The sequence below is a fragment of the Zooshikella sp. RANM57 genome, from assembly GCF_050749885.1.
In the GTDB taxonomy this organism is placed as follows: Bacteria; Pseudomonadota; Gammaproteobacteria; order Pseudomonadales; family Zooshikellaceae; genus Zooshikella.
The window spans coordinates 266,968-291,974 of the sequence record NZ_JBOIUB010000008.1 but is presented as its reverse complement, the minus strand read 5'-3'; the positions used below and the strand labels follow the sequence as shown (position 1 = coordinate 291,974).

Sequence of the window (25,007 nt, the reverse complement as noted above, 5' to 3'; positions counted from 1 at the left end):
CCGGCTATTCTACTGCCTCGCCTTGTTTTGTCAAGCCGTGTTTTAAACTTTATTTTCAAGCTCAAACACACCTCAACTCGCCTCTCAGCGGCCGCGCATTCTAGCGCACTGGGTAACTTTGTCAACCCCTCCTTTTTTCCGTCATCTTGTTAAACGACGTTTGACGCGTATCAATCGCTAACCGCCTTTTAAACTAAGGGGTTAACTTGCTGCGTCGGAGGCTTGAAAACCGTTACCGCTGAAGTGGGGCGCAGTATAAGCTATTTGCAGACTATGTCAATTGAATTTTCAACAAATCTTACATAAGAAGGCAGGTGTAACATCATAATAGAAGTACACTCACCAGCAACTGTATAAAAAACGATCAAACAATAGATGCTCTATTACTTTTTATCCCAAAACAGCGTGGTAAGAAGTTACATCACGTATCGTTCACTGTCAGTTGCGTCTTTAAGCTTTTTGGCATGGGGATATTCCACTTATCATAAAGCGCTTGTAGTTTACCTACCTTGAACAGCTCTTCGATCCTTGTATTGAATATCTTTATCAGATAACGAGAATGATCCCGATTAACAAATGCAATAAAGGCATCCTGCTCACTTTCAAAGTCTGCCACCTCAAACCTTTCCTTATCCAACACCCCCGACTCAAACAGCTCCCGAATTTTATAAGACTTATCAATCAAGAAGTGAACCTTACCAGTATCAACCAACTCAATAGCTTCCTTGTTCGTTTTAAACTCTCGTAACCTAAAGTTTCTTTTATCTTTTTCAACAAAGTTCATACCGACTGGCCAGGTTACTATCCTATTTCTAAGTAAAGCCTTACCTGTCCATTTCCAAATGACCCGTTTCTTATATACAACACTCACCTTTTCTGTATGAGTGGCGTATTTGGGTAATAGCAGGTCATAACTCGTCAACTTAGGCTGGGCAATTAACCCATCAAGTAGCTGGTATTTCTGGTCAGCTATTTTAAGTGCTCGAGCGGAAGGCATACTAAGATGTTTTAACTCAATACCAAGTGGTTCGTATATAGTCTTTAGTAATTCCCAATAAAAACCCGAACCATCTTTACGACTAAATTTGTCTCTTTCAGGCGCGGCAACTGAAACTGATCTTAACGGTTGCTCTTTAACGATATTTACCAGCTCATTAGATTTTTGAGCAGCAAATGCCATTAGTGGCGCTGCGCCTAAAAGCATCAGAAGCCACTTTTTCATGATTTTTCCTCTAAGTCTAACCTTTACAAATAGACCTATTGCCTCATTAATAATTCATCCTTGATTAATAAGGTTATGCTCTGCATCACTAAACAAATTATTTTTTAATGTGAGAAAACTCAGTACTGTGCTATTTATTTAAAATCCATTGGTATTTGTAACAGACTGATACTTAGAGCTAAAATCATTAACGCTTTTTACTTAATGCCACCTTAACAAATAAGTCTTCGCGTTAACTTATTCTTCTATAAAAAAAGCTAATTATTAATAAGCCCCATTAAAAAATTTTAATGGGGCTTATATTCTTCGCGAGTTAATATTTTTTACAGCTTATTTTCCTATAATCAATAATGGCATTTTTTATAATCCATTATCCTATTTAATTCAGCTTATGGCTGATTCGATAAATGGTTTGTCCAGTTTACTTCCTCTTCAGTACGAATCGGGCTACGCCTCCTTGCTTCAGCTCGTCTCGCCAACCACCATGCAATGAAGGCAGCAAAAGACACAACCAGAATAAAAAGTGTGGCTAATGCATTTATTTTAGGGCTAACGCCAAGCCTAACCGATGAAAAAACCACCATAGGTAATGTTGTAGAGCCAGGACCAGAAACAAAACTTGCAATAACCAAGTCATCTAGAGAAAGAGTAAATGCCAGCAACCACCCTGCAGCGATTGCAGGTGCAATGACCGGGATAGTAATAAGGAAAAATGTTTTAAAGGGCGTTGCACCCAAATCCATTGCAGCCTCCTCAATGGAGGTATCAACTTCCCTTAAGCGTGACGAAACTACTACTGCAACATACGCCGAGGAAAAGGTTACATGGGCAATCCATATGGTTAACATGCCTCGCTCTGCAGGCCAGCCAATGAGTTGTGACATAGCAACAAAGAGTAATAGTAATGATAAACCAGTGATCACATCAGGCATAACGAGAGGGGCAGTAATCATTCCACTAAATAGAGGCTTACCTCGAAAACGATGGAAACGCGTCATCACAAAGGCCGCCATCGTGCCTAAAATGACGGCCATACATGAACTAAAAAATGCAATCCTCAAGCTCATCCAAACAGCGGACATAAGCTGGTCATCTGCAAAGAGTTCGACATACCATTTACCAGAGAATCCAGCCCAAACAGTAACAAGCTTAGAAGCATTAAAAGAATAAAGGACGAGAATAAACATGGGTAAGTAAAGAAATAACAACCCTAAGCATAACACCACATTAGAAAACGTCAGTTTGCGGCTAGCCATACTCATCCTTCCATCTCTTTTGCCTGGTGATGGTTAAAGTAAGCAATAGGAATACTCAAAATCACCAGCATAACAATGGCCAATGCTGCGGCAATGGGCCAATCACGATTATTAAAGAACTCTTGCCAAAGTACCTTACCAATCATTAACGACTCAGGCCCACCCAATAGCTCAGGAATCACAAACTCACCAACTACAGGAATAAAGACCAACATTGAGCCCGCGATGATGCCATTTCTGGAAAGTGGTAATGTCACCTCAAAGAAGACTTTCCATGGCTTGCAACCAAGATCTGAGGCAGCCTCCAGCAAACTATGATCAAGTTTGATGAGGTTTGCATAGAGTGGCAACACCATAAAAGGTAAGTAGGTGTATACGATACCTACATATACTGCAAAATTTGTATTTAACATTGGCAGTGGGCTATCAATCAGGCCGAGCCACATAAGCAGGTTATTAATGAGTCCATTATTTTTTAAAATGCCGATCCAGGCATACACTCGAATCAAAAATGATGTCCATGAGGGTAACAGGATCAATAACAACAGAATTGTTTGAGTACGCTGATTTGCTCGAGCCATGGCATAAGCCATAGGGTAGCCTATACACAAACAGATCAACGATGAAATAAACGCAATTTTGACTGAACTTAAATAAGCAGACCAGTAAAGCTCGTCCTCAGACAAAAAAACATAATTGCCTAAGTTCAACAAAATTCTCAATGTATCATCAGCAAACTGAAAAATTTCCGAGTAAGGAGGTATTGCCACTTCTGCTTCGGAAAAGCTGATTTTGAGAACAATAATAAATGGCACAAAGAAGAATAACAGCAACCAGAGAAATGGAACGCTGATCACCAGCGTTCTTCCTTTTGGCAGCATACGTAAAAGACACTTCATGACGTCAACACTACCCCACTACTGGATTCCCAACTGACATAAACGGATTCATCCCACGTTGGGCGTCCCATACTCCGCTCAGAGTTAGCCATCATAGACTGTACAATCATGCCTGATGGGAGTTTTACATAGTAAACGGAGTGCCCACCCAAATAAGCAATATCGTGAACGATACCTTTCGACCAGTTAAATTCCTGCTCAGGGTGTTCTTTGGTAATCAGAGTTTTCTCAGGTCGAACAGCCACATAAACGGTTCGCTCATCCAATGGCGCCATAATGCCGTGGTCGATGTGGATTGCATTATTCAACTCTGTCGAGTTAATAATGACATGATCAGCCTCTTCCTTAGTAATCACCCCATTGAAGATATTCACTGAACCAATAAACTCAGCGGTCATCCGACAGTTGGGTGTTTCATAAATATCAACGGGTGTACCGACTTGGACAATCCAACCATCATTCATAATGCCAATTCTTTCAGCCATGGTCATGGCTTCTTCCTGATCATGAGTCACCATAACGCAGGTCACGCCAACTTCTTCCAGAATAGTCACTACTTCCAGCTGCATTTGTGTACGCAGCTTTTTATCCAAAGCCCCCATGGGCTCATCCAGTAACAATAACTTTGGTCTTTTTGCCAGGCTTCTAGCTAAAGCAACGCGTTGCTTCTGACCACCTGACAGTTGATGTGGTTTGCGTTTAGCGTACTTTTCCATATGCACCAAACGCAATAGTTCCTGAACACGTGCTTTTATATCTGCCTTGGGCAATTTATCCTGCTTCAGACCAAACGCTATATTTTGCTCCACCGTCATATGAGGAAATAACGCATATGACTGAAACATCATATTGATGGGACGCTCATACGGAGGCAAAGATGTAATATCTTGACCATCCAAAAAAATGCGCCCTTCGGAAGGCATTTCAAATCCTGCCAACATTCTTAATAAAGTTGACTTACCAGAGCCTGAACCACCTAACAAGGCAAAAATTTCACCCTTTTTTATCGTCAAGCTGACATCATCAACTGCAACCGTATCACCAAACTTTTTTGTTAAGCGATCAAGCTTTACCAGGACTTCGTTGCGCTGGGCATGGTTACCATTGGTATATGTGTTACCAGATGCAATAGACATTGAACTCTCCATTGCTGGATTACTACATCCAAAATTAAGAAAGGAGAGCTGTGCTGGCTCTCCCCCTAAACGTGTCTCCCTATGCTTACTTGTTATTAAGCAGGAGACACATCAGCGTCCCGATTTCACTCTCGTCCAAGACCGAGTAATAATACGGTTGATTTTTTTGGGTAAGACGACCGTCTTATATAAGTTTTTTCTGATCGCGGGAGGAGGGTATATCCCAGGGTCATTCTTAATTTCTTCATCTACGTATTCATTCGCCACCAAATTGGGGTTGGCATAAGACACATAATTTGTGATTTGAGCAATGGCTTCAGGCTCAAGCAAATAATTCAAAAAAGCATAGGCTTCATCAACATGCTTGGCATCGGCTGGGATTGCGAGCATATCAAACCACAACTGTGCCCCCTCTTTAGGAATAACATACTGAATGTTTATCCCATTATTAGCTTCTTCTGCTCTATCCCGTGCTTGCAAAATATCACCAGAAAAACCTATAGCCACACAGGTGTCACCATTTGCCAGATCAGCAATATATTTTGATGAGTGAAAGTAGGTTACATAGGGACGAACAGCCAGAAGAAGTTCGGTTGCCTTGATATAATCAGCCTTATTTGTGCTATTGGGATCAAGGCTGAGGTATTTTAATGCAGCAGGAAGGATTTCTAAAGGTGCATCTAAAAAACTTACACCACAATGCGCCAGTTTTTTCATATATTTGGGGTTAAACACCAGACCCCAGCTATCTACAGGCACGTCCTTCCCTAACACTTCCTGAACTTTTTGGGGGTTATAACCAATACCTGTTGTGCCCCACAGATAAGGAATTCCATATTTATTACCTGGATCAGCGCTTTCGGCCACTTTTTCCAGTAAGGAAGGATCTAACTTTTTCCAATTAGGGAGCTTCGACTTATCCAAAGGCTGATAAGCTGATGCCTTGATTTGATTTGCAAAGAAAGGGTTATCTGAAGGCACAACAATATCAAAGCCTGAGCCCCCTGCTAATACTTTGGCTTCTAGCACTTCATTGCTGTCGTATACATCATATATAACTTTTACACCCGTTCGCTCTTCAAAGACAGAAATCGTGTTTTCTGCAATATAATCATTCCAGTTATATACGTGTAACCTTGACTTTTGCTGCTCTGCAGCAAAAAGGCTAAGGCTTTGTAATACTGTAACGCTACAAATCACTCCCCATGACACTAACTTCTTGACCATCAGCCGTCCTTATCTGGTTGAATGAACACAAACCTCAAAGTGTTTACTCGTAACACACCATTTAGGGGAAGGCTCGCTTTGCTTTGTAACCTCAGTGTAGAGTACGAAAAGACTCATTGCTTTTAATTGCTAATGTTAAGTTACTGACGCAACTCACCCCCAGTGTCGTGTGTAAAGAGTATTACCACAGCATAACATTTCATCATGGTTCGTTAACATACATTAAACAAATACTTAAACTGTCATTAGTAAATATTTACGCTCCCAAGAACTAATAATCCTCTTAAAGTTTTCGCTTTCTGCTTCTTTAACCGCGATATAAGCCCTGACAAACTTTTTACCTAACATCTCACACAGTGGCTGGCAGTCCTCCAACATCATCAGGGCATGCTCAAGACTCAAAGGTAAACGCATACTTTCTGAATGATAAGCACTTCCTTCAAAGGGTGCGGTAGGATGTAAGCCTTCAGTCATGCCCATATAGCCACATAACAACGACCCAGCAATGGCTAAATAAGGGTTTGCATCAGCCCCAGGTAAGCGGTTTTCAACACGTTTACTTTCCCCATCAGAATCAGGAACACGTAATGCCACAGTACGATTATCAACGCCCCACTCAACATTAACGGGTGCAGACTCTCCAGGCAAAAAGCGTCGATAAGAATTCACATTCGGTGCAAATAAAGGCATAGCAGAAGGCATATACTTTTGTAAGCCAGCAATATAGCCATAAAAATAATCTGTATTTTCTCCATTAGCACCCGTGAAGATATTTAGTGATGTTTTCTGCTCATGAATACTTTGATGCACATGCATTGCACTACCAGGCTCATCCGATATTGGCTTAGCCATAAAGGTAGCCGTCATATTGTGTTTTAAAGCCACTTCACGCACCGTGCGTTTGAACAGAAAAACCTGATCTGCTAGCTCAAGTGGACTACCATGACGGAAATTGATTTCCATCTGTGCCGTCCCCTCTTCATGGATGAGTGTATCCACATCTAACTGTTGAGCTTCACAGAAGTCATAAATATCTTCAAACAGAGGGTCAAACTCATTTACAGCATCAATGCTGTAAGACTGTCTACCCGTTTCCTGACGACCAGAGCGACCTACAGGTGGTTGTAATGGGTGGTCAGGATTGACATTAATTTGTGTAAGATAAAACTCCAGTTCTGGCGCTACAATGGGTTGCCAGCCTTTGCGATAGTAAAGCTTGAGTACTTTTTTTAATAAATTACGCGGTGATAACTCTATAGGGTTACCCTTTTTATCATAGACATCATGGATGATCTGAGCTGTTGGCTCCAGCGCCCATGGCACGAGGTAAACAGCAGACTCATCTGGACGAAGACGCACATCGACTTCCGCAGGATCGATGACATCGTAATAAGGCTCCTCATCAAGGTAGTCTCCTGTTACCGTTTGAATTAACACACTTTCAGGCAGACGAATCCCTTGCTCTTTACAGAACTTATCAGCAGGCATAATTTTTCCACGAGCAATACCAGTAAAATCTGATATAAGACACTCAACTTCCGTTATTTTATTTTTCTTTAACCATTGAATGACGGATTCCATACTTCAAGCCTATTTTATTAGAATACATAACACTTATAACTTAGCTTAATCTACTTCAAAGTGCAGTGAACAAATAATCCAAAGACTTATTACATGCCTGTTCTATATCTCCAAGCAAATAAGAAAAATACAGATACACACCCCTATTGACTTACCAGTCTCATAAACTGTTTTTGTTAGACAAATTTAAATGTATTTTTATCCAACCACTGCCCCAACAAAAGTTAATGTAGAAAAAACAGCTAACAAAAAAACCAGCCATAAGAGGCTGGTTTCAAATTTTTCATTATCATTTAGTTGTACGCATTTTTACAGCTACAAAAGCAAGTTCCGATCAGAACACATTTGGGAGTAGCAAAGGTAGGCGATAAAGTTGCTCTTTCTTAACTAAGATCCACTTTTGATTATTGCCGCCGTGAAAATCCCATAATCCGAACTCTAAAGAGCTGATAAAATAATCCAATACTAAGCTTCTATTCGCCAGGTTACGAATAAACTCATTTTCAACAGCCCAACGGTTACTATCATCTTCTACACATTTCGCAGCAAAAACAATCTGACCTCGATTTATTTCTGATACCTGCAAACAAACATCTTTATCCATTTTTGAACGTATAAATCCATTAGTTTCTACCGACCATAGCTGATTTTTATCTGCTTGGCAGTATACAGGTTTCACTGGATATTTATTTCCATCATCGGATTTTTCTAGTGTGACACATGCACCTAAAGCAGAGACAATCATGATATATTTTTTATCTGGTCCAGGATCATCATCCTTCACAGTCAATTTAAAAATGGCTGTAGTCTCTTCCCCCTGTTCATCTGATGCTCTTATAGTCACGTTAGCTACACCAATCATATCTTTAGCCGGTGCCATCACTATTAAGCGCTGACTTGGCGTATCGCCTTTATCAATTAAGATATTACTATCAGGCAGCAAAGCAAGGTTATCTGACTGCGCACCAATTTTTAAGTTATCCACACCACCATCGTCATAAAAATCAACCACTAAATCATAAACCTGATTTTTCTTAATTTCGGCACTACTGACCTTCATTTCTATTTTTGGTTTTTCATTGGTATCACTTGGATACATCCAATTAATCGTTTTTGCATCATATTTTGTTAAACCATCATAATTACCTAAATCTTCTAACGGAATATTGGGGTCTTTAGGTGAAATAGTAGGCTGGCTGCTGTTTTTCGCAAATGCCCAAGCATGATAGTGCATAACAGAGTAATAATCATAGGGAGTAGCAGAAGTATCAGTATCTGATTGTTTTTGAAAATTACCCTCCATACCACTCTGAATATTATTCCAATGAATAGTGACATACTGATCTCTATCTTTACGCGATTGCTCGTGATAAATCCCTAAAGCATGCATAAATTCGTGACCCACAATTGCTCGAATAACACAGCCGTTGGTACTTAACGATAATCTTTGGGCTCCTCCAAGCATACCAACATAAGACCAGCAACCAGAACCATTTTCGACAACGACTCTATTTCGTTGCTGGCTATTTTCGACAAATTTAACATTGGTCAGACCTTCAACATACGTTAAGGCATCCCTTACTCTTTGACGATATTGAGATGGATAACTGCTATTAAATGAGTAATATAAAACACCATTTGGCCAACGAAGCCTGGTATTGGTTGAAGGCGCACCTGATTGCGCATCTTCAGCATTAGACCAGGGTTTAACAATCCATGGCACAATACCATTTTTTTGAATATCTTCATGCTCACCAAGGATAATATCACCACCGTAAATCGCTAAACCATCAACAATATGATAAGTGACCGTTTCATCTGTTCCTTTAATAAACGATGTTGCGGTAGGTGCATTTTGCAGTACTAACTCATTTCGCTCAAACGCAAATAACGAAGATGAAAAGAGAATAAAGATAGCTGGAAGAATAAAACGCAGATAGCGTTTCAATGTTTTAGGCAACATAAACTGTCTCCCTGTTTAATTTAATCCTTATTAAAACCTTACTCGCTTACTACATTGCTGCAATCATCTATATAGAAAACATTTAAAATTTCATAATTCTTAAGTTTATAGTAAACCCTAAAATTGATTCACAAAGGATATAAATGTATAAAGTCGAATTACTTCTTCGACAGGTATCAGTATAGATAGGATTTAATTAAGTAAAATTGTTATGTTGCAATTGATAACAAGACAACTAAAGCGAATTGTTATATCTTGCTGGCATAGTTTTTAGACTAAATAACTATTTATAGTTATTCTATTTAAAATTATTTTTTTTATTATCTGTTCGACTAGCTTACAATATCCTCCTCTTAATGAAGTTTTAATGTCGTATAAACTTACTAATAAAAATTAGCTATAGGCATATTCCTATCGCAGCAATAATAAATTTGCCGTCACTATCTACAAAAACTATTACACACAAAATACAACTTATAGTTTTAAGCAAATGCTCGACCAGCAAAGATGACTGTACCTACAACTGAACATGAGCTTCCCTTCAATGGGATTATTTTCTCTGGCCAATCAGGGTTCAGTGGTTTCAAATACCGTTGTCCCCCCTCAATAATCAACTGCTTAAACGTAGCTTCATTATGGTCATCTAAACGAGCAATAATAAACGAGCCACTTCGGCACTCAACATTCGGATCAACAAAGATTAAGTCATCTTCGTGAAACATAGGTTCCATACTGATCCCTTGCACTCTCAGAACAAAGGTATCCACACTGCATTTAACTGGGCAGCACAGACGTTTTGCCTCATACAGTTCAACTTCATCAATAGGCTGCCATGCCCCCGCCTGAACCCAGCTTAGGAGTGGGTAACCTGTCTCAATATCATTAATAGCCTCTGTAGTATGTTGAGACTCTTTAAGCCAGGCCGGTGGATTGATGCCAAACTGTAGCCACTCAGGAGAAACCCTCAGGACTTCGGCAAGCTTACCTAGACATCGGGGGTTTTGAGTTAAGCCATCCTCAATCTTATAAATTGCAGTTTGAGAAATATTAATCGTACTTGCTAACTCATCTTGTGTCAGGGAAAAATGTTCCCGGGCCAGTTTCACTCTATCGCCAATCATAATCATATTGCCTAAAAAATGTTCAATACGTATTCTTCATGAATCTCTTTCTGTATCAATGCTATTGCTTGCTAAGCTCACGACTACAATCACTTCATACTCACGCCTCTAAAGCAAAATCAAGCCCTTATTAGAGTGCGTGCATAGTACACCACATGTCGATTTTGTGACAATCATGATGAACAACTTCCAGTTGATTATAACAACTTTTAGTTGTAAAATTGAAGACTTATAATGGTACTCAAGGAGGTAAGAAACATACTTACATGACATGGAGCCTATCTAAACCAAGTACACTCTTAGCAACGAGTATAAACGGCTAGAAGAAAACAAACGTTTAACCTTTAGCTAGTCAACACTTTCCTTTAATAATTGTTTAAAACACAGGAGGAATAATCATGTTTTGAATTAACGTATTAAACAACTTAAAAATGAACACATATAAGTAATACAAATGAATTGAACTATAAAAAATTTTGACCTAATAGTAATACCTAGTTTGTATACATAAAGTGCTGTAACACACAGATGTGAATTAATACACTTTTGCCTGCAATAATAGGTATATTTTTCCCTATAAGAATTTTTAGAACCATTCAGTGCTCTTCACAAAAAAACAAAATGACCTATTGAACATAATATTTCGAAGAGTTCACAAGATGGCGTACTTCTTTCCCATAGAGGAATCAAATCTCGCACTTGCACTTCCTTGAGGAGGTAGCAGTACAAAGAACAGCTTATAAAAGTTCTCAGCGAGTTTACATATTACAGAAGACTATCTTACTAGGAATAACAAATGAACACACAAAATATATACGAAACTGAACTACCAGGCTTTCTAAAAAGCGCTGCCACTATCATAGGACTAGATGCCACTCTTACGTTAGCACAACGTTTAGGAGGAGCCCGGGTTTACATACCTCATGATACAAGTCCTGATCACCCTATTTCACTGGCAATTGGCCATGAAAGCGCAAAACTTCTCAGTGAACATTTTTCAGGTGAAACTGTTGAGCTACCTCGTAAATCCATTTTTATACGCTCACGTAATGCACTGATTAAAAAATATCATGATGATGGTTATCCCATTGATAAACTAGCATTAACATTTGGTATTACACGGCGTCATGTCTACAATATTCTATTCGCAAGCCACAAAAAACACTAACCTCTTCCAGCCCTAAATCAATGTTGTCAGTCATGCTATGACTGACAACTAACATCATGCATGAAAAAATTGAAATTTTTCACCTACAAATCACTTTCAGTTTTGACTACTCTGCTAACGACTACACCTATAATGAAGTACTTAGGTATTAGCGAAAATTGTAAGACTATTTGGAGAAAAACATGCAGCCACATATTATACCGCATGGACACTGGCAGCTTGATAAAACCGTCAACATGACGCACATCATCAGTACCGTGACCGTTATTATTTCACTATTCGTTTGGGGGGGAACCATTGACAAGCGAATTGATCAAAATAGCCAAAATATCCAGCATATTACTGAGCTTATTGCGCTTGAAAAAAATAGAGTGAATGAAATCACAGAAGATATGAAAAATGATATTCGTTCACTGAACGATAAAACGGATCGGCTCATCCGTCCATAGCTTAATCCACTCAACTCAGTGTATTTCAAAAATGAAATAATATTAAATTAATCCACTACCTTGACCTCCTTTTTCATTGAGATGTTTAACAATTTGATTAATCACTGGCCAGCGATTATTACACCACTCTGGTGCTAATAAAGTTGGCCGCTTTGCCGTCGCGGATACGCGATGAAATACGATATCTTTCGGTGTTTGGCGGATCATTTCTGCGGCAATCGCTGCATATTCATCTGCAGTTAGTGTTGATAACAATCCATTTTTCCATTGTTTTGCCATTTGACTTCCCTTAACCACCATTAAAGGATGCAACTTTAATCCTTCGCAGCCTAAGTCAATCACTTTAGACAACGTATCAAAGCTCGTTTGTGCAGATTCACCTGGCAACCCCACGATCAAATGCGTACAAATATTAAGCTTATACTGTTGTATTCGTTTCACCGCGTCCACATAAGCGGCGAAATTATGTCCTCGATTAATGCGTATTAAAGTATCGTCATTTGCAGTTTGTAAGCCAAGCTCTAGCCAAACCTCATAACCTTGTTGTTGATAACTGGAAAGTAATGACAAAACACTTTCAGGCAGACAATCTGGACGTGTTCCAACACATAGGCCAACAATATTATTGCTCCGTAATGCTTCTTCATACATTTGCTGTAGCGCGGACACTTCAGCATAGGTATTCGTATAAGCTTGAAAATAGGCTAAATATTTTTTAGCTCGCACATTTACTTTTGCCGAGCTTAACTGTTCGCTTATGTTTTTATTGGTCTTTACTTCACTATTAAAGGAAGCATTATTACAAAATGTACAACCACCAATGCCCAAGGTGCCGTCACGGTTTGGACAGGTAAACCCGGCATGAATTGATAGTTTATGAACCTTCTCATTAAAACGCTGACGTAGATACTGGCCAAACGTATAAACGTACTGATCTAACTGCATGTAGTTTTTCCAAAGGCACCAAAGCCAAATAAAAAGACGCTATGATACAGAGAACCGTAAAATTTAGTTTGACCTAAAGCATTTTGAATAGACTATCTAAATAGGTAATATTTTATTTAACTAGATAGAATTAAGCTTATATTAAAGAGACCTAAAAACTAATAACTCATTGAATATCAATAAGTTACAAATATGGCATAGAATTAGCTGTATCATGCTTACACTTTTAACTGGCGACAATACTTTTACACAGTTAGTAATAGCACCTAACGTTCACAGAGTGGGTTAGGCCGTGCTCAAGATGTTTAATAAATGATAATTCGCTAATGACCACAATAATGACAGAAAAAGAAATACAAATACCTGAAGTTTCGTTAATTTTACTGGTAGGCACTTCAGGTGCAGGAAAAAGTACCTTTGCTCGCAAACATTTTTTATCGACAGAAATATTATCCTCAGATGTTTGCCGAGGCCTCGTCTCTGATGATGAAAATGCACAAGATGCCTCTGCAGATGCCTTTGATGTACTTCACCTCATTGCAGAGCGTAGATTACGTCGTGGACTGCTGACGGTAGTCGACGCTACAAACGTTCAAGAATCAGCGCGACGCTCTTTACTTCGAGTCGCTCGCAAACAGCATTGTTTTGCCCAGGCTATTGTTTTGGATATTGCTGAATCCACCTGTCTAGAACGTAACAAAACGCGTCCAGACCGTGATTTTGGTCCTCATGTTATTCGTAATCAAGCCCGTCAGTTGAGGCGTTCAATGCGCCAACTTAAACGGGAAGGTTTTTCACAGGTCCATATTTTAAAAAGTGAAGAAGAGATCAATCGGGTTAGTTTCAAACGCATTCCGCTGTGGACTGATAAACGAAACGAGACAGGTCCCTTTGACATTATTGGTGATATCCACGGTTGCTTTGATGAGTTAGTCACGCTCCTAACAAAGCTGGGATATCATGTGGATCAAAATACTGCAGATCCTGTTTATCCTTATTCAATTACTCCCCCCGCTCAACGCAAAGCTATTTTTGTCGGAGACCTTGTTGATCGTGGCCCAAAAAACCCTGAGGTTTTGCGCTTAGTCATGTCAATGGTTCACCAAGGACATGCGCTGTGTGTAAGTGGCAACCATGATGACAAGCTCAAACGTAAGCTGGAAGGCCGGCAAGTAAAAGTAAATCATGGTTTGGAGCAAACACTGGCCCAATTAGAAAACGAACCAGAAGCATTTATACAACAGGTTTCCAGCTTTTTAGATGGCTTAATAAGCCACTATGTACTGGACAATGGTCGTTTAGTGGCTGCTCACGCAGGCATGAAAGAACACTATCAAGGACGAGCCTCTGGGACTGTACGTGCTTTTGCCCTCTATGGTGAAACCACTGGAGAAACTGATGAGTATGGCTTACCTGTTCGTTATGAGTGGGCCAATGACTACCGGGGTAAAGCCCTTGTGGTCTATGGACACACCCCCACTATTGAGCCTGAGTTCTTCAATAATACGATCTGTATTGATACCGGATGTGTATTTGGTGGCAAGCTAACAGCGCTACGCTATCCGGAACGAGAGCTTGTCAGTGTTCCAGCGTCACAGGTTTATTACGAACCTTCTCGTCCTTTATTTGAAGAGCAAGATACACGCTCCCTTCAACATCGTCATGATGATGTACTGAACATCAGTGATGTACAGGGTAAGCGTTTTATTACCACTCCTCTGCGTAACAAAATTTGTATTGAAGAGCAGTACGCGGCTGCCGCGCTAGAAACCCTTAGCCGATTTACCATTAATCCTAAGTGGATAAACTACCTGCCCCCTACCATGTCACCAGCGCATGCGAGTGAAGAAGCTGAATTATTAGAGGATCCACAACAAGCGTTGGATTATTTCCAACAGATGGAAGTGGAAACTGTAATTTGCCAGGAAAAGCACATGGGATCGCGTGCGATTGTGCAAATTTGTAAAACACCCGATGTCTCTCGTCGGGTATTTGGTATTCAAAGTGAAGCTATTGGCTGTTGTTATACACGGACAGGACGGCGATTTTTTAATGATGACACTTTAGAGCAAGCATTTTTACTTGAGGTACAACAAGCCGTCACAGACGTAGGCCTGTGGGATACACTCAAGACTGACTGGTTGACCCTTGATTGTGAGCTGATGCCCTGGTCATTTAAAGCATCAGAATTAATCCGTCAGCAATATGCAGCCGTTGGTTGTGCAGGAAATAATGTTTTACCTGTTGCCAATCTGCTCCTTGAGCAAGCAGCATTAAGAGGTGTTGATTTAAATGACTTAAACCAACGCATTGCAACACACCATCAGCATATCAGTGGCTTTAGACAAGCTTATCAACAATATTGCTGGTCAGTAACTGAAGTGAATCAGCTAAAGCTGGCGCCTTTCCATATTATGGCCAGTGAAGGTGCAATGCATACCGATAAAAACCACCAATGGCACATGACGCATATCAGTGATCTGGCTAAAGCCAGTAAAGGCCTTATTCAAGCGACTGATTATCGTATTATTCATCCTGTAGAAGAACATGAATGCCAAGCAGTCAGCCAATGGTGGCAGAGCCTACTCGAAAAGGGATCAGAAGGTATTGTGATCAAACCCATGGACTTTGTCTGCCACACCAATGTGGGCTTAGCTCAACCTGCATTGAAAGTACGCGGCAAAGAGTATCTGCGTTTAATTTACGGTCCCAACTATGATGCACCTGAAAATTTAGCGCGTTTAAAAAAACGAGGATTAGGTAAAAAACGTCGTCTTGCAATTAAAGAGTTTTCATTAGGACTAGCAGCCTTACAACGCTTTGTGGGTCAAGAGCCTTTACGGCGTGTGCATGAATGTATTTTAGGTGTGATTGCATTGTCTGCAGAACCCGTTGACCCACGTTTATAAGCCTGTTGGAGCATTTACAATGTTATTAACCTTATCCTTACAAAATGATCCTGAAAACAATATTAATCCGACAGACTTGAGTTACCTGCTGCATAAGCATCCAGATCGTATCCACAGCTTTTCATTAAGTCACAGTACAGCGCATGTCTTCTATCCTCAGTATGATGAAAACCAATGCCAGGTCGCTCTTTTACTTGAGGTGGATGCTATTGGCTTAGTCCGGACATTTCGTGGACCGATGTCATCCAAACAGCTTACTCATTATTTAAATGATCGACCCTATACGGCTAATTCATTTATGAGTGTGGCCTTGGCTAGAGCCTTTCGTTCTGCCATAGGAGGTCGCTGCAAAGAACGTGAAGCGTTAGTGGACTGCAAACTTCCTTTAACAGTTCATATTCCGGTATTACCCTGTCGAGGAGGACAACCCGTTTTAGAAAAGTTGTTTTCTCCACTTGGTTATGAAATTTTTGCAGAACCCATTGCCCTCGATAATCAATTTTCAGAGTGGGGTCATAGTCATTATTATCAGGTCACATTAAAAAACAAATGTCGTTTAGTCGATTTACTCTCTCATTTGTATGTTTTAATGCCCGTGCTTGATAACGACAAACACTACTGGGTAAGTGCCGACGAAATTGAAAAATTATTATTACGCGGGGGTGATTGGTTAGCGCAACATCCCGCTAAAGAATTTATATCATTACGTTATTTAAAGCATAAAAAACATTATGCTCAAATTGCGTTAGCTGCATTGGCACCAGAACAAATTGATGCAGAGGAAAAAGCCGATTTAGCTGAAGCCGAACTTGAAAAATCACTAACATTAAATCAACAACGCCAGCAAAAAGTAATGGATACCTTACTTGCCCATCAGGTCCAATCCATTCTTGATTTAGGTTGTGGCGAAGGAAAATTAATGAAGTTACTGGCAAGCCATGCGCAATTTAAATCTATTATTGGTGTTGATGTTTCATCCCAAGCACTAGATCGTGCCAGTAGCCGACTTCGCCTAGAACATTGGTCCGAAAGACAACAGCATCGTATACAGCTTTGGCATGGTTCTGCATTCTACAGTGATTCCCGTTGGACTTCATTTGAGGGCATTTGCTGTATAGAAATGATTGAACATATGGATGAAGACCGACTGGAAGCATTTATTGAAAATGTCTTTAACATTGCACAACCCAAACTGGTTATCATCACCACCCCTAATCAGGAATATAATGTAGTATTTGGTTTAACAGAAACCCAACGAAGACATAGTGATCATCGCTTTGAGTGGACACGAGCAGAATTCACAACATGGTGTCAGCGCATTGTGGATAACTATGATTATCAGGTAACACTCGAAGGCATTGGCGCCAATGACCAAAACTACGGTCATCCAACACAAATGGCCGTATTTACACGTAGTACATAATTTACCCATAGCGAAGAGTCAGCTTATGAGCAGTACAACCCAGCAATTAATGAAAAAAAACCTGCTGCCGGGTATTCCTCCATTTTTAAGTGACGCAGTACATTACGAAGTCATCATGGGCTCCATGGCCTATGGTGTTTCAAATGATAGTTCAGATATGGATGTATATGGATTCGCGATTCCACCTAAATCAGACATATTTCCTCATTTACGAGGCGAAATTCCTGGTTTTGACTTAGCACAACCTAAGTTTCAACAGTATCAGCAACACCATATTTATGATTCATCCGCATTAGGTGGACGCGGTCGAGAATACGATATTACCATCTATTCTATTGCTAAATATTTCCGCTTACTTATGGATAACAACCCAAATATAGTGGATAGCTTGTATGTTCCAAGAAACTGTATTTTACATAGTACAGCCGTGGGCGAACGTGTTCGAGAACGACGCAAACTGTTTTTACACAAAGGGTGTTGGGCAAAATTTAAAGGTTACGCTTATGCACAAATGCATAAAATGAAAACTAAACAACCCGAAGGCAAACGAGCCAAAATGGTTGAGCAGTATGGTTACGATGTTAAATTTGCCTATCACGTTGTCCGCTTACTCTTAGAGGTAGAACAACTTCTTATCGAACAAGATATGGACTTAACCCTTCATAAAGAACAATTAAAAACAATTCGGCGTGGTGAGTGGGAAATACAACAAGTTGAAGAATTTTTTATTAAAAAAGAACAGCATTTAGAACAATGTTACGAACAAAGCGAGTTACCCTTTAAAGCTGATCAAAATGCTATTCGACAACTATTACTAGAATGTCTGGAAATGCATTATGGCAGCCTTAGTGAATGTATTAGCCAACCAGGTTTAGCCGAAGCCACGCTGGAACAAATACAACTGCTTATAAATCAGTATCAGCAGCGAATAAAATAAATCTGCTAGCTTTTTAACCCCCTCCTAACCTCCCCCTTCAACAAAGGGGAGGAACTGATGGTGCTTCGAAACAAAAGTTGTCTGCTGCTTGCACGAACTCCTCCCTCTCCTTGGTAAGGGGTGGGGTTTACTAAAAGGCTGGCACAAAAATTAGGGTATTAATATATTAAAAGATTATCCCTTATGATTTGGATTCGACGCTTCAATATCCTGTTCTGAGAAAAGTGGATACCCATCAGGTCGGTTATCATTTAACCTTGTTCTGAAGTTACTATCTTTTAAAGGAATGGTCGCTTTACCATAATCAAAGCTATTTAATTTATTGCGCATTTCTCGATTAACAATACCATCCCCCATTAATTCGTACCAACTCACTATAGTGGGTGTCACAAATTGACCATAGGGATTTTCAGCAATTTCATTCGACTTTGCAAAACGCATTGCATGTGTAGAAATACCATCTTTATGATAAACAAACTTCACATGAGTCCCTTCAAAAGGTACGTTTGAAGCTGGCTTTGTATATAATTTTCCATGTGCGCTGTAACTTGCATAGGTGATTTTACCGTTGGTCGTCCAAATAGCGACATGCTCCCAATCATGGCGATGACCAAAAACATCTATCCACGCAGCCACCTGATCTTTTTCAAAATATAATGCGTAAAAATGACCACAAAACTGATCCTTTCCTGAAGTTGTGCAAGCATATCGATGAAGTGTATTTGAAGTATTTAGAAAATTATTATCATCACAACCTTCTGCAAGCCCACCCGAATTTTTTAATCCTGGGTTTTTTCGTCCATCTCGACTTATACCTGCTGCAGGAAGACAGCCATCGGTATCAAAGTCAAAAACAGGCTCTTGAGTGTTTATAATATTATTAGCAGGGACTGCTTGATCAAGCTTATTAAAGTCATCCGCATGCGTCATTGTCACTAACAACGCACTCATTGCAACAGAAATATATGATGTAGCTTTAATCCTCATTTAAAAGGTTCCTTTGTAAACGATGAGCTATAATTCAAAGGGCTGTAGTTATTATTCTTATAAAAAAATAAAATTAATGGTACGTTTGTTGATAACAATTATGTTATCGTTTCAATGACTAAACTATATTATAGGTATATTTACAAACAAGTTATAAAGGGTATCAACATGTATATCTTTTAATAACTTATTTATGCCACACTTACTCAATCATTTTTATTGTAATAGCACAAATACATTTACAGTTTCATTAAGCCAAAATAGCAGTCATTACTTTTTATCATTTATACGGTTATTGTAAATAATTCAAAGTAACAATAATTATTACAACCGATTACTTAATCAAACCTAAAAAATAAAAAAACGAATAGTACCAGTAAATATAAGTCAGCATGTAACAATTTAATTACATAATAGTATTATTCTTTTATCACCTTCGTTACAAGGAACCAACTTTTGTGAAAACACAACTACAGTCCATACTAACAATATGCCTAACAAGTACATACATTGGTGCATGCGTTTCAAATGACTCACAGCAGATCAAAAAACCAGAAATTGAGTGTCATGCATCTCAACCTTCAGCACAAAGTACAGCACCTGTTAGTGGTTTAACGTTAATAGGAACATCAATCGCGGATGCTGATTTTGCTACCTCAGCAGCAGAAATTGTCAGCTATGATAGTTGTACAGACAAACTTTATGTAGTCAATGCCCAGGCCAAGCAAGTAGATATCATAAGCTTAAATGATCAAGGCAAGCCTTATTCTACAGGCGCGATTAATCTACAATCAGCAGGTAAGCATGCTGGCATTAAAATTGGTGCGGCAAATAGTGTTGCAACGCATCAAGGGCTTATTGCCGTTGCTATCGAAAATGAAAATAAGCAAGCACATGGCATTATAGGTTTATATCGCTCAGATACTCTAGCATTGATTAATACGTTTCCTGCTGGTTCGCTACCTGATATGGTCAGCTTTTCAAAAGACGGTCGCTATATTGCTACTGCAAATGAAGGGGAACCAAGTTCAAACTATCAAGTAGACCCTGAGGGTAGTATTACCCTTGTTGACTTAAGCCATGGAGCATTAAATGCTGAGGTCAAGCAAATAAACTTTAAAGCATTTAATGCAGGCAATTCTCGCCATCATGAGCTACCAAACACTGTTCGTATTTCTGGCCCGAATGCTACAGTTGCTCAAGACCTTGAACCAGAGTATTTAACATTTACTACCAACGGAAAGCTTTTTGCTTCATTACAGGAAAACAATGCACTGGCTAAAATTGATGTAAAATCTGCCCGAATTGATACTATTTTTGGCCTTGGAGGTAAATCATGGGCATCTTATGGGTTAGATGCATCTAATAAAGACAACGTCGCTGGTCATCTTAAATACTACCCACAGCTTGAAAGCCTATATATGCCTGACAGTATTGCCAGTTATACGGTTAATGGAAAAACGTATATTGTAACGGCCAACGAGGGTGATGGAAGAGAGTATGGTTTTACCACCACTCAACATATATGTGATCAATTAGGCTACTTTTGGGACAGTGACGATTTCAAAGGCACAAATGACTACACCACTAAACAAGGTTTTTGTATTGCTCACTCAGATGAAATACGTGGCAAAGAACTGAATATCGCGAAAGACCACCCTTTAGCAAAATCACTTAAAGATAAGAAAAAACTTGGCCGACTCAAGCTGGTTAAACCTAATAAAAAAATACCTGCAAACAAACCAGTAAAATTATTTGGCGCTCGTTCTTTTTCCATTTGGGATGAACATGGTCAGCTTGTTTATGATAGTGGTGATGACTTTGCAAAAATTGTTCTAACCAGCGAAAAACAACACTTTAATAGCACTAATGACAACAATGATAGCGGTGATGACCGTAGTGATGATAAAGGTGTCGAACCAGAGGCTATTGAAGTCGCTTATATTAATGGCCGCCACTACGCATTTATTGGTTTAGAACGCCAAGGGGGCATCATGGTTTACGATATTTCTGATCCTGCAATGGTTAAGTTCATTACTTATGTTAACCATCGGAACTACAATGAGAGTGTATGCACCAAAGTTAATAATGGTGAGTGCGATAACGGCATTTATAACCCTAAAGCCGGAGATCTTGGTCCAGAATCAATAGAATACTTCCAGCGCAATGGGCAACATTTTCTTTCCGTTGGTAACGAAGTAAGCGGTACTACCTCTGTTTACCAAATTAATTTTTAGTTTTTTATACCCAATACGAATGGTTTTTAGGTGCGGCCATCGAGTGATGAAGCCCCATGATCCTATATTAATAGGTGATTGGGGTGAGGAGTGAAGATAACAAAACCTAGAAATCATTCGTGAAGGGTATAACACAAATTTTAGTCTTTTTTGAATAAGAAAAATTTTATACACAAAACAAAAATGGGAGAAATAATATTATTTTCTCCCATAATAACCTATTTGGGATAACATAACCCCTGTTAGGGATAAGAAGTATTTTGAAATGACTTGTGCACGTAATTTTCTTTATATTATCAGCAGCATACTGATTATTTTTTCATCAAAAATAATAGCTAAAACCATAAATTCAAGCTTAGTAGGTAATGATTTACCAAAATGGCAAACTGGTTATTTAGATATTCATCATATTAATACAGGGCGTGGTGATGCCGCATTTATTGTCTTTCCTGACAGTACGACATTATTAATTGATGCAGGGGATATCTCTGAGTCTCGACCTCGAACCTTAACAGCAAGAAACGCAAAGCTTGTACCAGATGATTCAAAGACAGCTGGAGAGTGGATTATTGACTACATACGTCAGTTTCATCCAAAAAAGGAGACAGCCAACTTAGATTATGCTTTGATCACACATTTTCACGAAGATCATATGCGTGAAATTGATGAAACCTCAAAACGTTCTAAGCTAGGTGACTTCCAAGTTTCTGGTATAACAGAAGTTGCCGAGTCTATTCCTATAAAAACTTTGATTGATAGAGCCTATCCTGGTTATTCATTACCTGAATCCATGTTGTCGGAAGCTTACAAGAAGAAAATGTATTCTTCTCAAGACTTTGATGATCAGTCTTTTATAAAAACCATGAAAGCTTATTGGCAATTTATTGATTGTCATAAGACACAAGGTATGCAAGTACAAAGAATTGATGTCGGCTCTAAACAGCAAATCAAGCTGAAAAATCACCCCAATAATTACCCTGCATTCTCCGTTGCTAATATTCATGGCAATGGAAAGGCATGGACAGGATGGTACAATACGACATTTTCACTGTTTGATGATGATAAAATACCAGGTGAAAACAATCTCAGTATTGGCCTGCGTATCAGTTATGGAGCATTTGACTATTATACTGGAGGTGATATTTCAGGTAATGATGACTACGCTTCTCCTAACTTTTCCAGTGAAGAAGCTAAAGTAGCCCCTGTTATTGGTCCTGTCGATGTTGCTACGCTGAATCATCATGGTAATAGTGACTCTCAAAGCACCTTCTTTGTTCGAACTATTCGCCCTAAAGTCTGGATTCAGCAAAGCTGGTCATCTGATCACCCCAATGATGAAGTATTAAGCCGTATCTCATCAACATCACTTTATCCTGGAAAGCGTTATATTTGTGCAAACAACTTGTTAGCCGCAACGAAGAATGTCATTGGTTCTAAAGTAAGCAAAGCTTACACTTCAACCCAAGGACATATTGTTGTTAGAGTCTATGAAGCAGGAAAAAAATACCAAGTTATTCTATTAGATGATTCAACAATCGAACGGAAAGTAACTGCAGTGTTTGGGCCATTTGAGTCGAGATAATTTGCTGACTGTGATAACGATACCCTGCCAGTCTTATCCCATTAGACTCATACGTTATCCCAGCAAGCTTTTGTTTTATCCCAAAACCAATGACTTAATCCCAAACTATTAGATTTACCCTAGTCCGCAGGATAGAGTGGTAAACATATCGAAAAGCGATAATAACGTTTTTCTAAAGTAAGCTTCATTTTCAGGTTAATTATCGGACCTCATAAAATAGGGATAAATTTTATGAACAAAATACTTACGTTTACTGCTCTTGTCGCCTGTATTAGTACAGCAGCCACAGGTTACGCTAATAATGACCCAACAGCTAACTCCTTAGAAATAAAGTACGTCAACGAATATGACTTGGTATGGTGGGACAAAGGCTCTGGAGGAGATCATGATGGCAGCTATTATAGCCCTAAACCGCCAGCAGGATTTTATCGGCTAGGTCATTATGGGCATGGTGGATATGGCCATCCTACTGAAGCATCTGTTGTAGTGAAGGAATTGGTGCCAGGCTCACTCGTTAGACCCGTCAGCTATTCAAGAATTTGGAAAGACTCAGGTTCAGGGGCAGACTGGGACGGTTCTTTTTGGCAACCAAATCCACCCAATGGCTACAAATGCTTAGGTACCGTTGTTAGTCGACACCATGGTCAACCTTCCTTGGATGAGGTGCGCTGTGTCAAAAGCGATCTTGTTGTTTCAGGAAAGCTAGGGGGTTGGATTTGGGATGATAGTGGCACAGGTGCTGATGATGACTTTGGTTCTTGGAAAATTGTAGCAAAAGACTCAAATGGAATCAGTGTTAATTCTTTTGTGGGGAATAATAGTCACTCTGCTCCTGGTGGAAGTTCACTATTTAACGTACTTAAAAAAGCTTCAATATTAGCAGCTAAACTATCGCAGGCAGAAGTGACGGAGTTGGTTAAAAAGCATGGTCCCATTTTATACTTGCACCCAGATGAAAGATATAAACTAGACTCACCTTTTAGATACATCAATCAAGCTTATCTGGTTAACTCTAAAGGCAATAAAATAAAAACCACAACGGATACTTTTAAAGCCAATTATGACTACATAAAAGCTGCAGGTAACATTAATAGCGATGTTAACAATAATATCTGGCTAGAACCCGCTAATGATAGTGCCTCTAGACCTGGCGACCTAAATGCGGCAAAAGCCATCGTTCACATTAAGGATACTATCCCTGGTTATACAGACATCCAGTTTTGGTATTTTTACGCATACAATGGTCCAGGTACTGCTAAAGTGCGTTTCGGAGAGATTTATAATCATACTGGTGAACTAAAGCCATTTGGTGAACATACAGGTGACTGGGAACATGTAACACTTCGTTTTGATAATAGTAATAAGTCTCTCACTTCAGTCTATTTCTCTCAGCATAATTACGGAGAAAAAAGAGCACCTAATCAACTTGAATGGGATGGCACCCACATCGTTATTTATTCTTCAAAAAATGGGCATGCTAGCTATGCTAACCAGAGTGATAATAATCATAGAGTTATGCATAAGTGTATACAGGAAATCTTTGGGCAGTGTATTGGACACCTTGATGTTGATCTAAAGAACTACACAGCTAGAGGCAATCGTTTTAACAGTTACGAAGATGGTAAATACCATATTGTAAACTACAGCCCTGTTGACTGGGCAAAAATGGAATTCAGATGGGGACCTGTCAAAGATGTTCATATGACCATTGAACAAGCTGAAAAAGTAGCAAGAGACTTCTTTGGTCCTTTCATAGGAGGTTCTCCTGCTGCTTCAATTGGTGCTGCCCTATTCTCTAAATTCTATAAAGAAAACCAAGGTGGTCCAACCAACATTGGTACTAAAGGCGATTGGAACAATAATGAGTTTTAAACCATCCACTGAGTTATACACAATAGATAGTATAAAGTAGGTTAAACTGTCTCCGATATACCCTCTTAGTTACCTAGTAGTTAAGAGGGTTAA

General features: G+C 39.4%; 18 protein-coding genes. 8 read left to right on the top strand and 10 right to left on the bottom strand.

All coding sequences use genetic code 11. The features are described from left to right. Window positions 1-421 precede the first annotated feature (421 nt). From ACQ96U_RS17965 to ACQ96U_RS17930, 8 genes are all read right to left on the bottom strand, one after another. Window positions 422-1,222 (bottom strand): hypothetical protein, encoded by an 801-nt coding sequence (locus ACQ96U_RS17965; protein WP_431722645.1) that lies wholly within the window; start codon window positions 1,220-1,222, stop codon window positions 422-424. 389 nt (window positions 1,223-1,611) lie between these two features. Further along, on the bottom strand, window positions 1,612-2,484 hold the full coding sequence (locus ACQ96U_RS17960) for an ABC transporter permease subunit (protein WP_431722644.1): 873 nt from the start codon (window positions 2,482-2,484) through the stop codon (window positions 1,612-1,614). Beyond that, window positions 2,481-3,377, bottom strand: a complete 897-nt coding sequence (locus tag ACQ96U_RS17955) for an ABC transporter permease subunit (RefSeq protein WP_431722643.1) — start codon at window positions 3,375-3,377, stop codon at window positions 2,481-2,483. The genes ACQ96U_RS17960 and ACQ96U_RS17955 overlap by 4 nt, the downstream gene beginning before the upstream one ends. Next, window positions 3,374-4,513: a polyamine ABC transporter ATP-binding protein gene (potA, locus tag ACQ96U_RS17950; protein WP_431722642.1), complete on the bottom strand. Its 1,140-nt coding sequence runs from the start codon at window positions 4,511-4,513 to the stop codon at window positions 3,374-3,376. The genes ACQ96U_RS17955 and potA overlap by 4 nt, the downstream gene beginning before the upstream one ends. 111 nt (window positions 4,514-4,624) lie before the next feature. Beyond that, window positions 4,625-5,740 carry an extracellular solute-binding protein gene (locus ACQ96U_RS17945; protein ID WP_431722641.1) on the bottom strand — a complete coding sequence of 372 codons (1,116 nt, stop codon included), beginning with the start codon at window positions 5,738-5,740 and terminating at the stop codon, window positions 4,625-4,627. 234 nt (window positions 5,741-5,974) lie between these two features. Then, a complete protein-coding gene (locus tag ACQ96U_RS17940; RefSeq protein ID WP_431722640.1) occupies window positions 5,975-7,321 on the bottom strand; it encodes a glutamine synthetase family protein in 1,347 nt (448 codons plus the stop codon). Window positions 7,322-7,655: 334 nt separating this feature from the next. Beyond that, complete coding sequence (locus tag ACQ96U_RS17935) at window positions 7,656-9,284, bottom strand: M12 family metallopeptidase (protein ID WP_431722639.1); 1,629 nt, start codon at window positions 9,282-9,284, stop codon at window positions 7,656-7,658. 482 nt (window positions 9,285-9,766) lie between these two features. After that, complete coding sequence (locus ACQ96U_RS17930) at window positions 9,767-10,405, bottom strand: LexA family protein (protein WP_431722638.1); 639 nt, start codon at window positions 10,403-10,405, stop codon at window positions 9,767-9,769. A 796-nt stretch (window positions 10,406-11,201) separates the two neighbouring features. On the opposite strand from ACQ96U_RS17930, the gene ACQ96U_RS17925 reads away from it, so the two are divergent. Both ACQ96U_RS17925 and ACQ96U_RS17920 read left to right on the top strand, forming a co-directional pair. Then, window positions 11,202-11,573 carry a Mor transcription activator family protein gene (locus tag ACQ96U_RS17925; protein WP_431722637.1) on the top strand — a complete coding sequence of 124 codons (372 nt, stop codon included), beginning with the start codon at window positions 11,202-11,204 and terminating at the stop codon, window positions 11,571-11,573. Between the two features lie 182 nt (window positions 11,574-11,755). Further along, a complete protein-coding gene (locus tag ACQ96U_RS17920) occupies window positions 11,756-12,022 on the top strand; it encodes a hypothetical protein (RefSeq protein WP_431722636.1) in 267 nt (88 codons plus the stop codon). A 42-nt stretch (window positions 12,023-12,064) separates the two neighbouring features. Here ACQ96U_RS17920 and ACQ96U_RS17915 read toward each other — a convergent pair whose 3' ends face one another. Continuing rightward, on the bottom strand, window positions 12,065-12,967 hold the full coding sequence (locus ACQ96U_RS17915) for a TIGR01212 family radical SAM protein (protein ID WP_431722635.1): 903 nt from the start codon (window positions 12,965-12,967) through the stop codon (window positions 12,065-12,067). 326 nt (window positions 12,968-13,293) lie between these two features. Here ACQ96U_RS17915 and ACQ96U_RS17910 point away from each other — a divergent pair, with 326 nt between their 5' ends. The 3 genes from ACQ96U_RS17910 to ACQ96U_RS17900 are packed head-to-tail and all read left to right on the top strand — an operon-like array spanning window position 13,294 to window position 18,236. Beyond that, window positions 13,294-15,876: a polynucleotide kinase-phosphatase gene (locus tag ACQ96U_RS17910; protein ID WP_431722634.1), complete on the top strand. Its 2,583-nt coding sequence runs from the start codon at window positions 13,294-13,296 to the stop codon at window positions 15,874-15,876. A gap of 19 nt (window positions 15,877-15,895) precedes the next feature. Beyond that, entirely contained in the window at window positions 15,896-17,299 is a 1,404-nt protein-coding gene (locus ACQ96U_RS17905) for a 3' terminal RNA ribose 2'-O-methyltransferase Hen1 (RefSeq protein ID WP_431722633.1), read from the top strand. Between the two features lie 25 nt (window positions 17,300-17,324). Next, on the top strand, window positions 17,325-18,236 hold the full coding sequence (locus ACQ96U_RS17900; RefSeq protein ID WP_431722632.1) for a nucleotidyltransferase domain-containing protein: 912 nt from the start codon (window positions 17,325-17,327) through the stop codon (window positions 18,234-18,236). Window positions 18,237-18,410: 174 nt separating this feature from the next. On the opposite strand, the gene ACQ96U_RS17895 is transcribed toward ACQ96U_RS17900, so the two are convergent. Beyond that, entirely contained in the window at window positions 18,411-19,223 is an 813-nt protein-coding gene (locus tag ACQ96U_RS17895) for an NPP1 family protein (RefSeq protein WP_431722631.1), read from the bottom strand. A 458-nt stretch (window positions 19,224-19,681) separates the two neighbouring features. Here ACQ96U_RS17895 and ACQ96U_RS17890 point away from each other — a divergent pair, with 458 nt between their 5' ends. From ACQ96U_RS17890 to ACQ96U_RS17880, 3 genes are all read left to right on the top strand, one after another. After that, entirely contained in the window at window positions 19,682-21,460 is a 1,779-nt protein-coding gene (locus ACQ96U_RS17890) for a choice-of-anchor I family protein (RefSeq protein WP_431722630.1), read from the top strand. 265 nt (window positions 21,461-21,725) lie between these two features. Then, a complete protein-coding gene (locus tag ACQ96U_RS17885) occupies window positions 21,726-23,042 on the top strand; it encodes a ComEC/Rec2 family competence protein (protein ID WP_431722629.1) in 1,317 nt (438 codons plus the stop codon). Between the two features lie 231 nt (window positions 23,043-23,273). After that, a complete protein-coding gene (locus tag ACQ96U_RS17880) occupies window positions 23,274-24,914 on the top strand; it encodes a Vps62-related protein (RefSeq protein ID WP_431722628.1) in 1,641 nt (546 codons plus the stop codon). Window positions 24,915-25,007 lie beyond the last annotated feature (93 nt).

What these genes read in the sequence shown, in the direction of transcription:
- ACQ96U_RS17895 (WP_431722631.1), bottom strand. Translation starts at nt 19,223, where the DNA reads ATGAGGATTAAAGCTACATCATATATTTCTGTTGCAATGAGTGCGTTG.
- ACQ96U_RS17965 (WP_431722645.1), bottom strand. Translation starts at nt 1,222, where the DNA reads ATGAAAAAGTGGCTTCTGATGCTTTTAGGCGCAGCGCCACTAATGGCA.
- ACQ96U_RS17935 (WP_431722639.1), bottom strand. Translation starts at nt 9,284, where the DNA reads ATGTTGCCTAAAACATTGAAACGCTATCTGCGTTTTATTCTTCCAGCT.
- ACQ96U_RS17960 (WP_431722644.1), bottom strand. Translation starts at nt 2,484, where the DNA reads ATGAGTATGGCTAGCCGCAAACTGACGTTTTCTAATGTGGTGTTATGC.
- ACQ96U_RS17940 (WP_431722640.1), bottom strand. Translation starts at nt 7,321, where the DNA reads ATGGAATCCGTCATTCAATGGTTAAAGAAAAATAAAATAACGGAAGTT.
- ACQ96U_RS17920 (WP_431722636.1), top strand. Translation starts at nt 11,756, where the DNA reads ATGCAGCCACATATTATACCGCATGGACACTGGCAGCTTGATAAAACC.
- ACQ96U_RS17915 (WP_431722635.1), bottom strand. Translation starts at nt 12,967, where the DNA reads ATGCAGTTAGATCAGTACGTTTATACGTTTGGCCAGTATCTACGTCAG.
- potA (WP_431722642.1), bottom strand. Translation starts at nt 4,513, where the DNA reads ATGTCTATTGCATCTGGTAACACATATACCAATGGTAACCATGCCCAG.
- ACQ96U_RS17885 (WP_431722629.1), top strand. Translation starts at nt 21,726, where the DNA reads ATGACTTGTGCACGTAATTTTCTTTATATTATCAGCAGCATACTGATT.
- ACQ96U_RS17955 (WP_431722643.1), bottom strand. Translation starts at nt 3,377, where the DNA reads ATGAAGTGTCTTTTACGTATGCTGCCAAAAGGAAGAACGCTGGTGATC.
- ACQ96U_RS17910 (WP_431722634.1), top strand. Translation starts at nt 13,294, where the DNA reads ATGACCACAATAATGACAGAAAAAGAAATACAAATACCTGAAGTTTCG.
- ACQ96U_RS17880 (WP_431722628.1), top strand. Translation starts at nt 23,274, where the DNA reads ATGAACAAAATACTTACGTTTACTGCTCTTGTCGCCTGTATTAGTACA.
- ACQ96U_RS17945 (WP_431722641.1), bottom strand. Translation starts at nt 5,740, where the DNA reads ATGGTCAAGAAGTTAGTGTCATGGGGAGTGATTTGTAGCGTTACAGTA.
- ACQ96U_RS17925 (WP_431722637.1), top strand. Translation starts at nt 11,202, where the DNA reads ATGAACACACAAAATATATACGAAACTGAACTACCAGGCTTTCTAAAA.
- ACQ96U_RS17930 (WP_431722638.1), bottom strand. Translation starts at nt 10,405, where the DNA reads ATGATTGGCGATAGAGTGAAACTGGCCCGGGAACATTTTTCCCTGACA.
- ACQ96U_RS17905 (WP_431722633.1), top strand. Translation starts at nt 15,896, where the DNA reads ATGTTATTAACCTTATCCTTACAAAATGATCCTGAAAACAATATTAAT.
- ACQ96U_RS17900 (WP_431722632.1), top strand. Translation starts at nt 17,325, where the DNA reads ATGAGCAGTACAACCCAGCAATTAATGAAAAAAAACCTGCTGCCGGGT.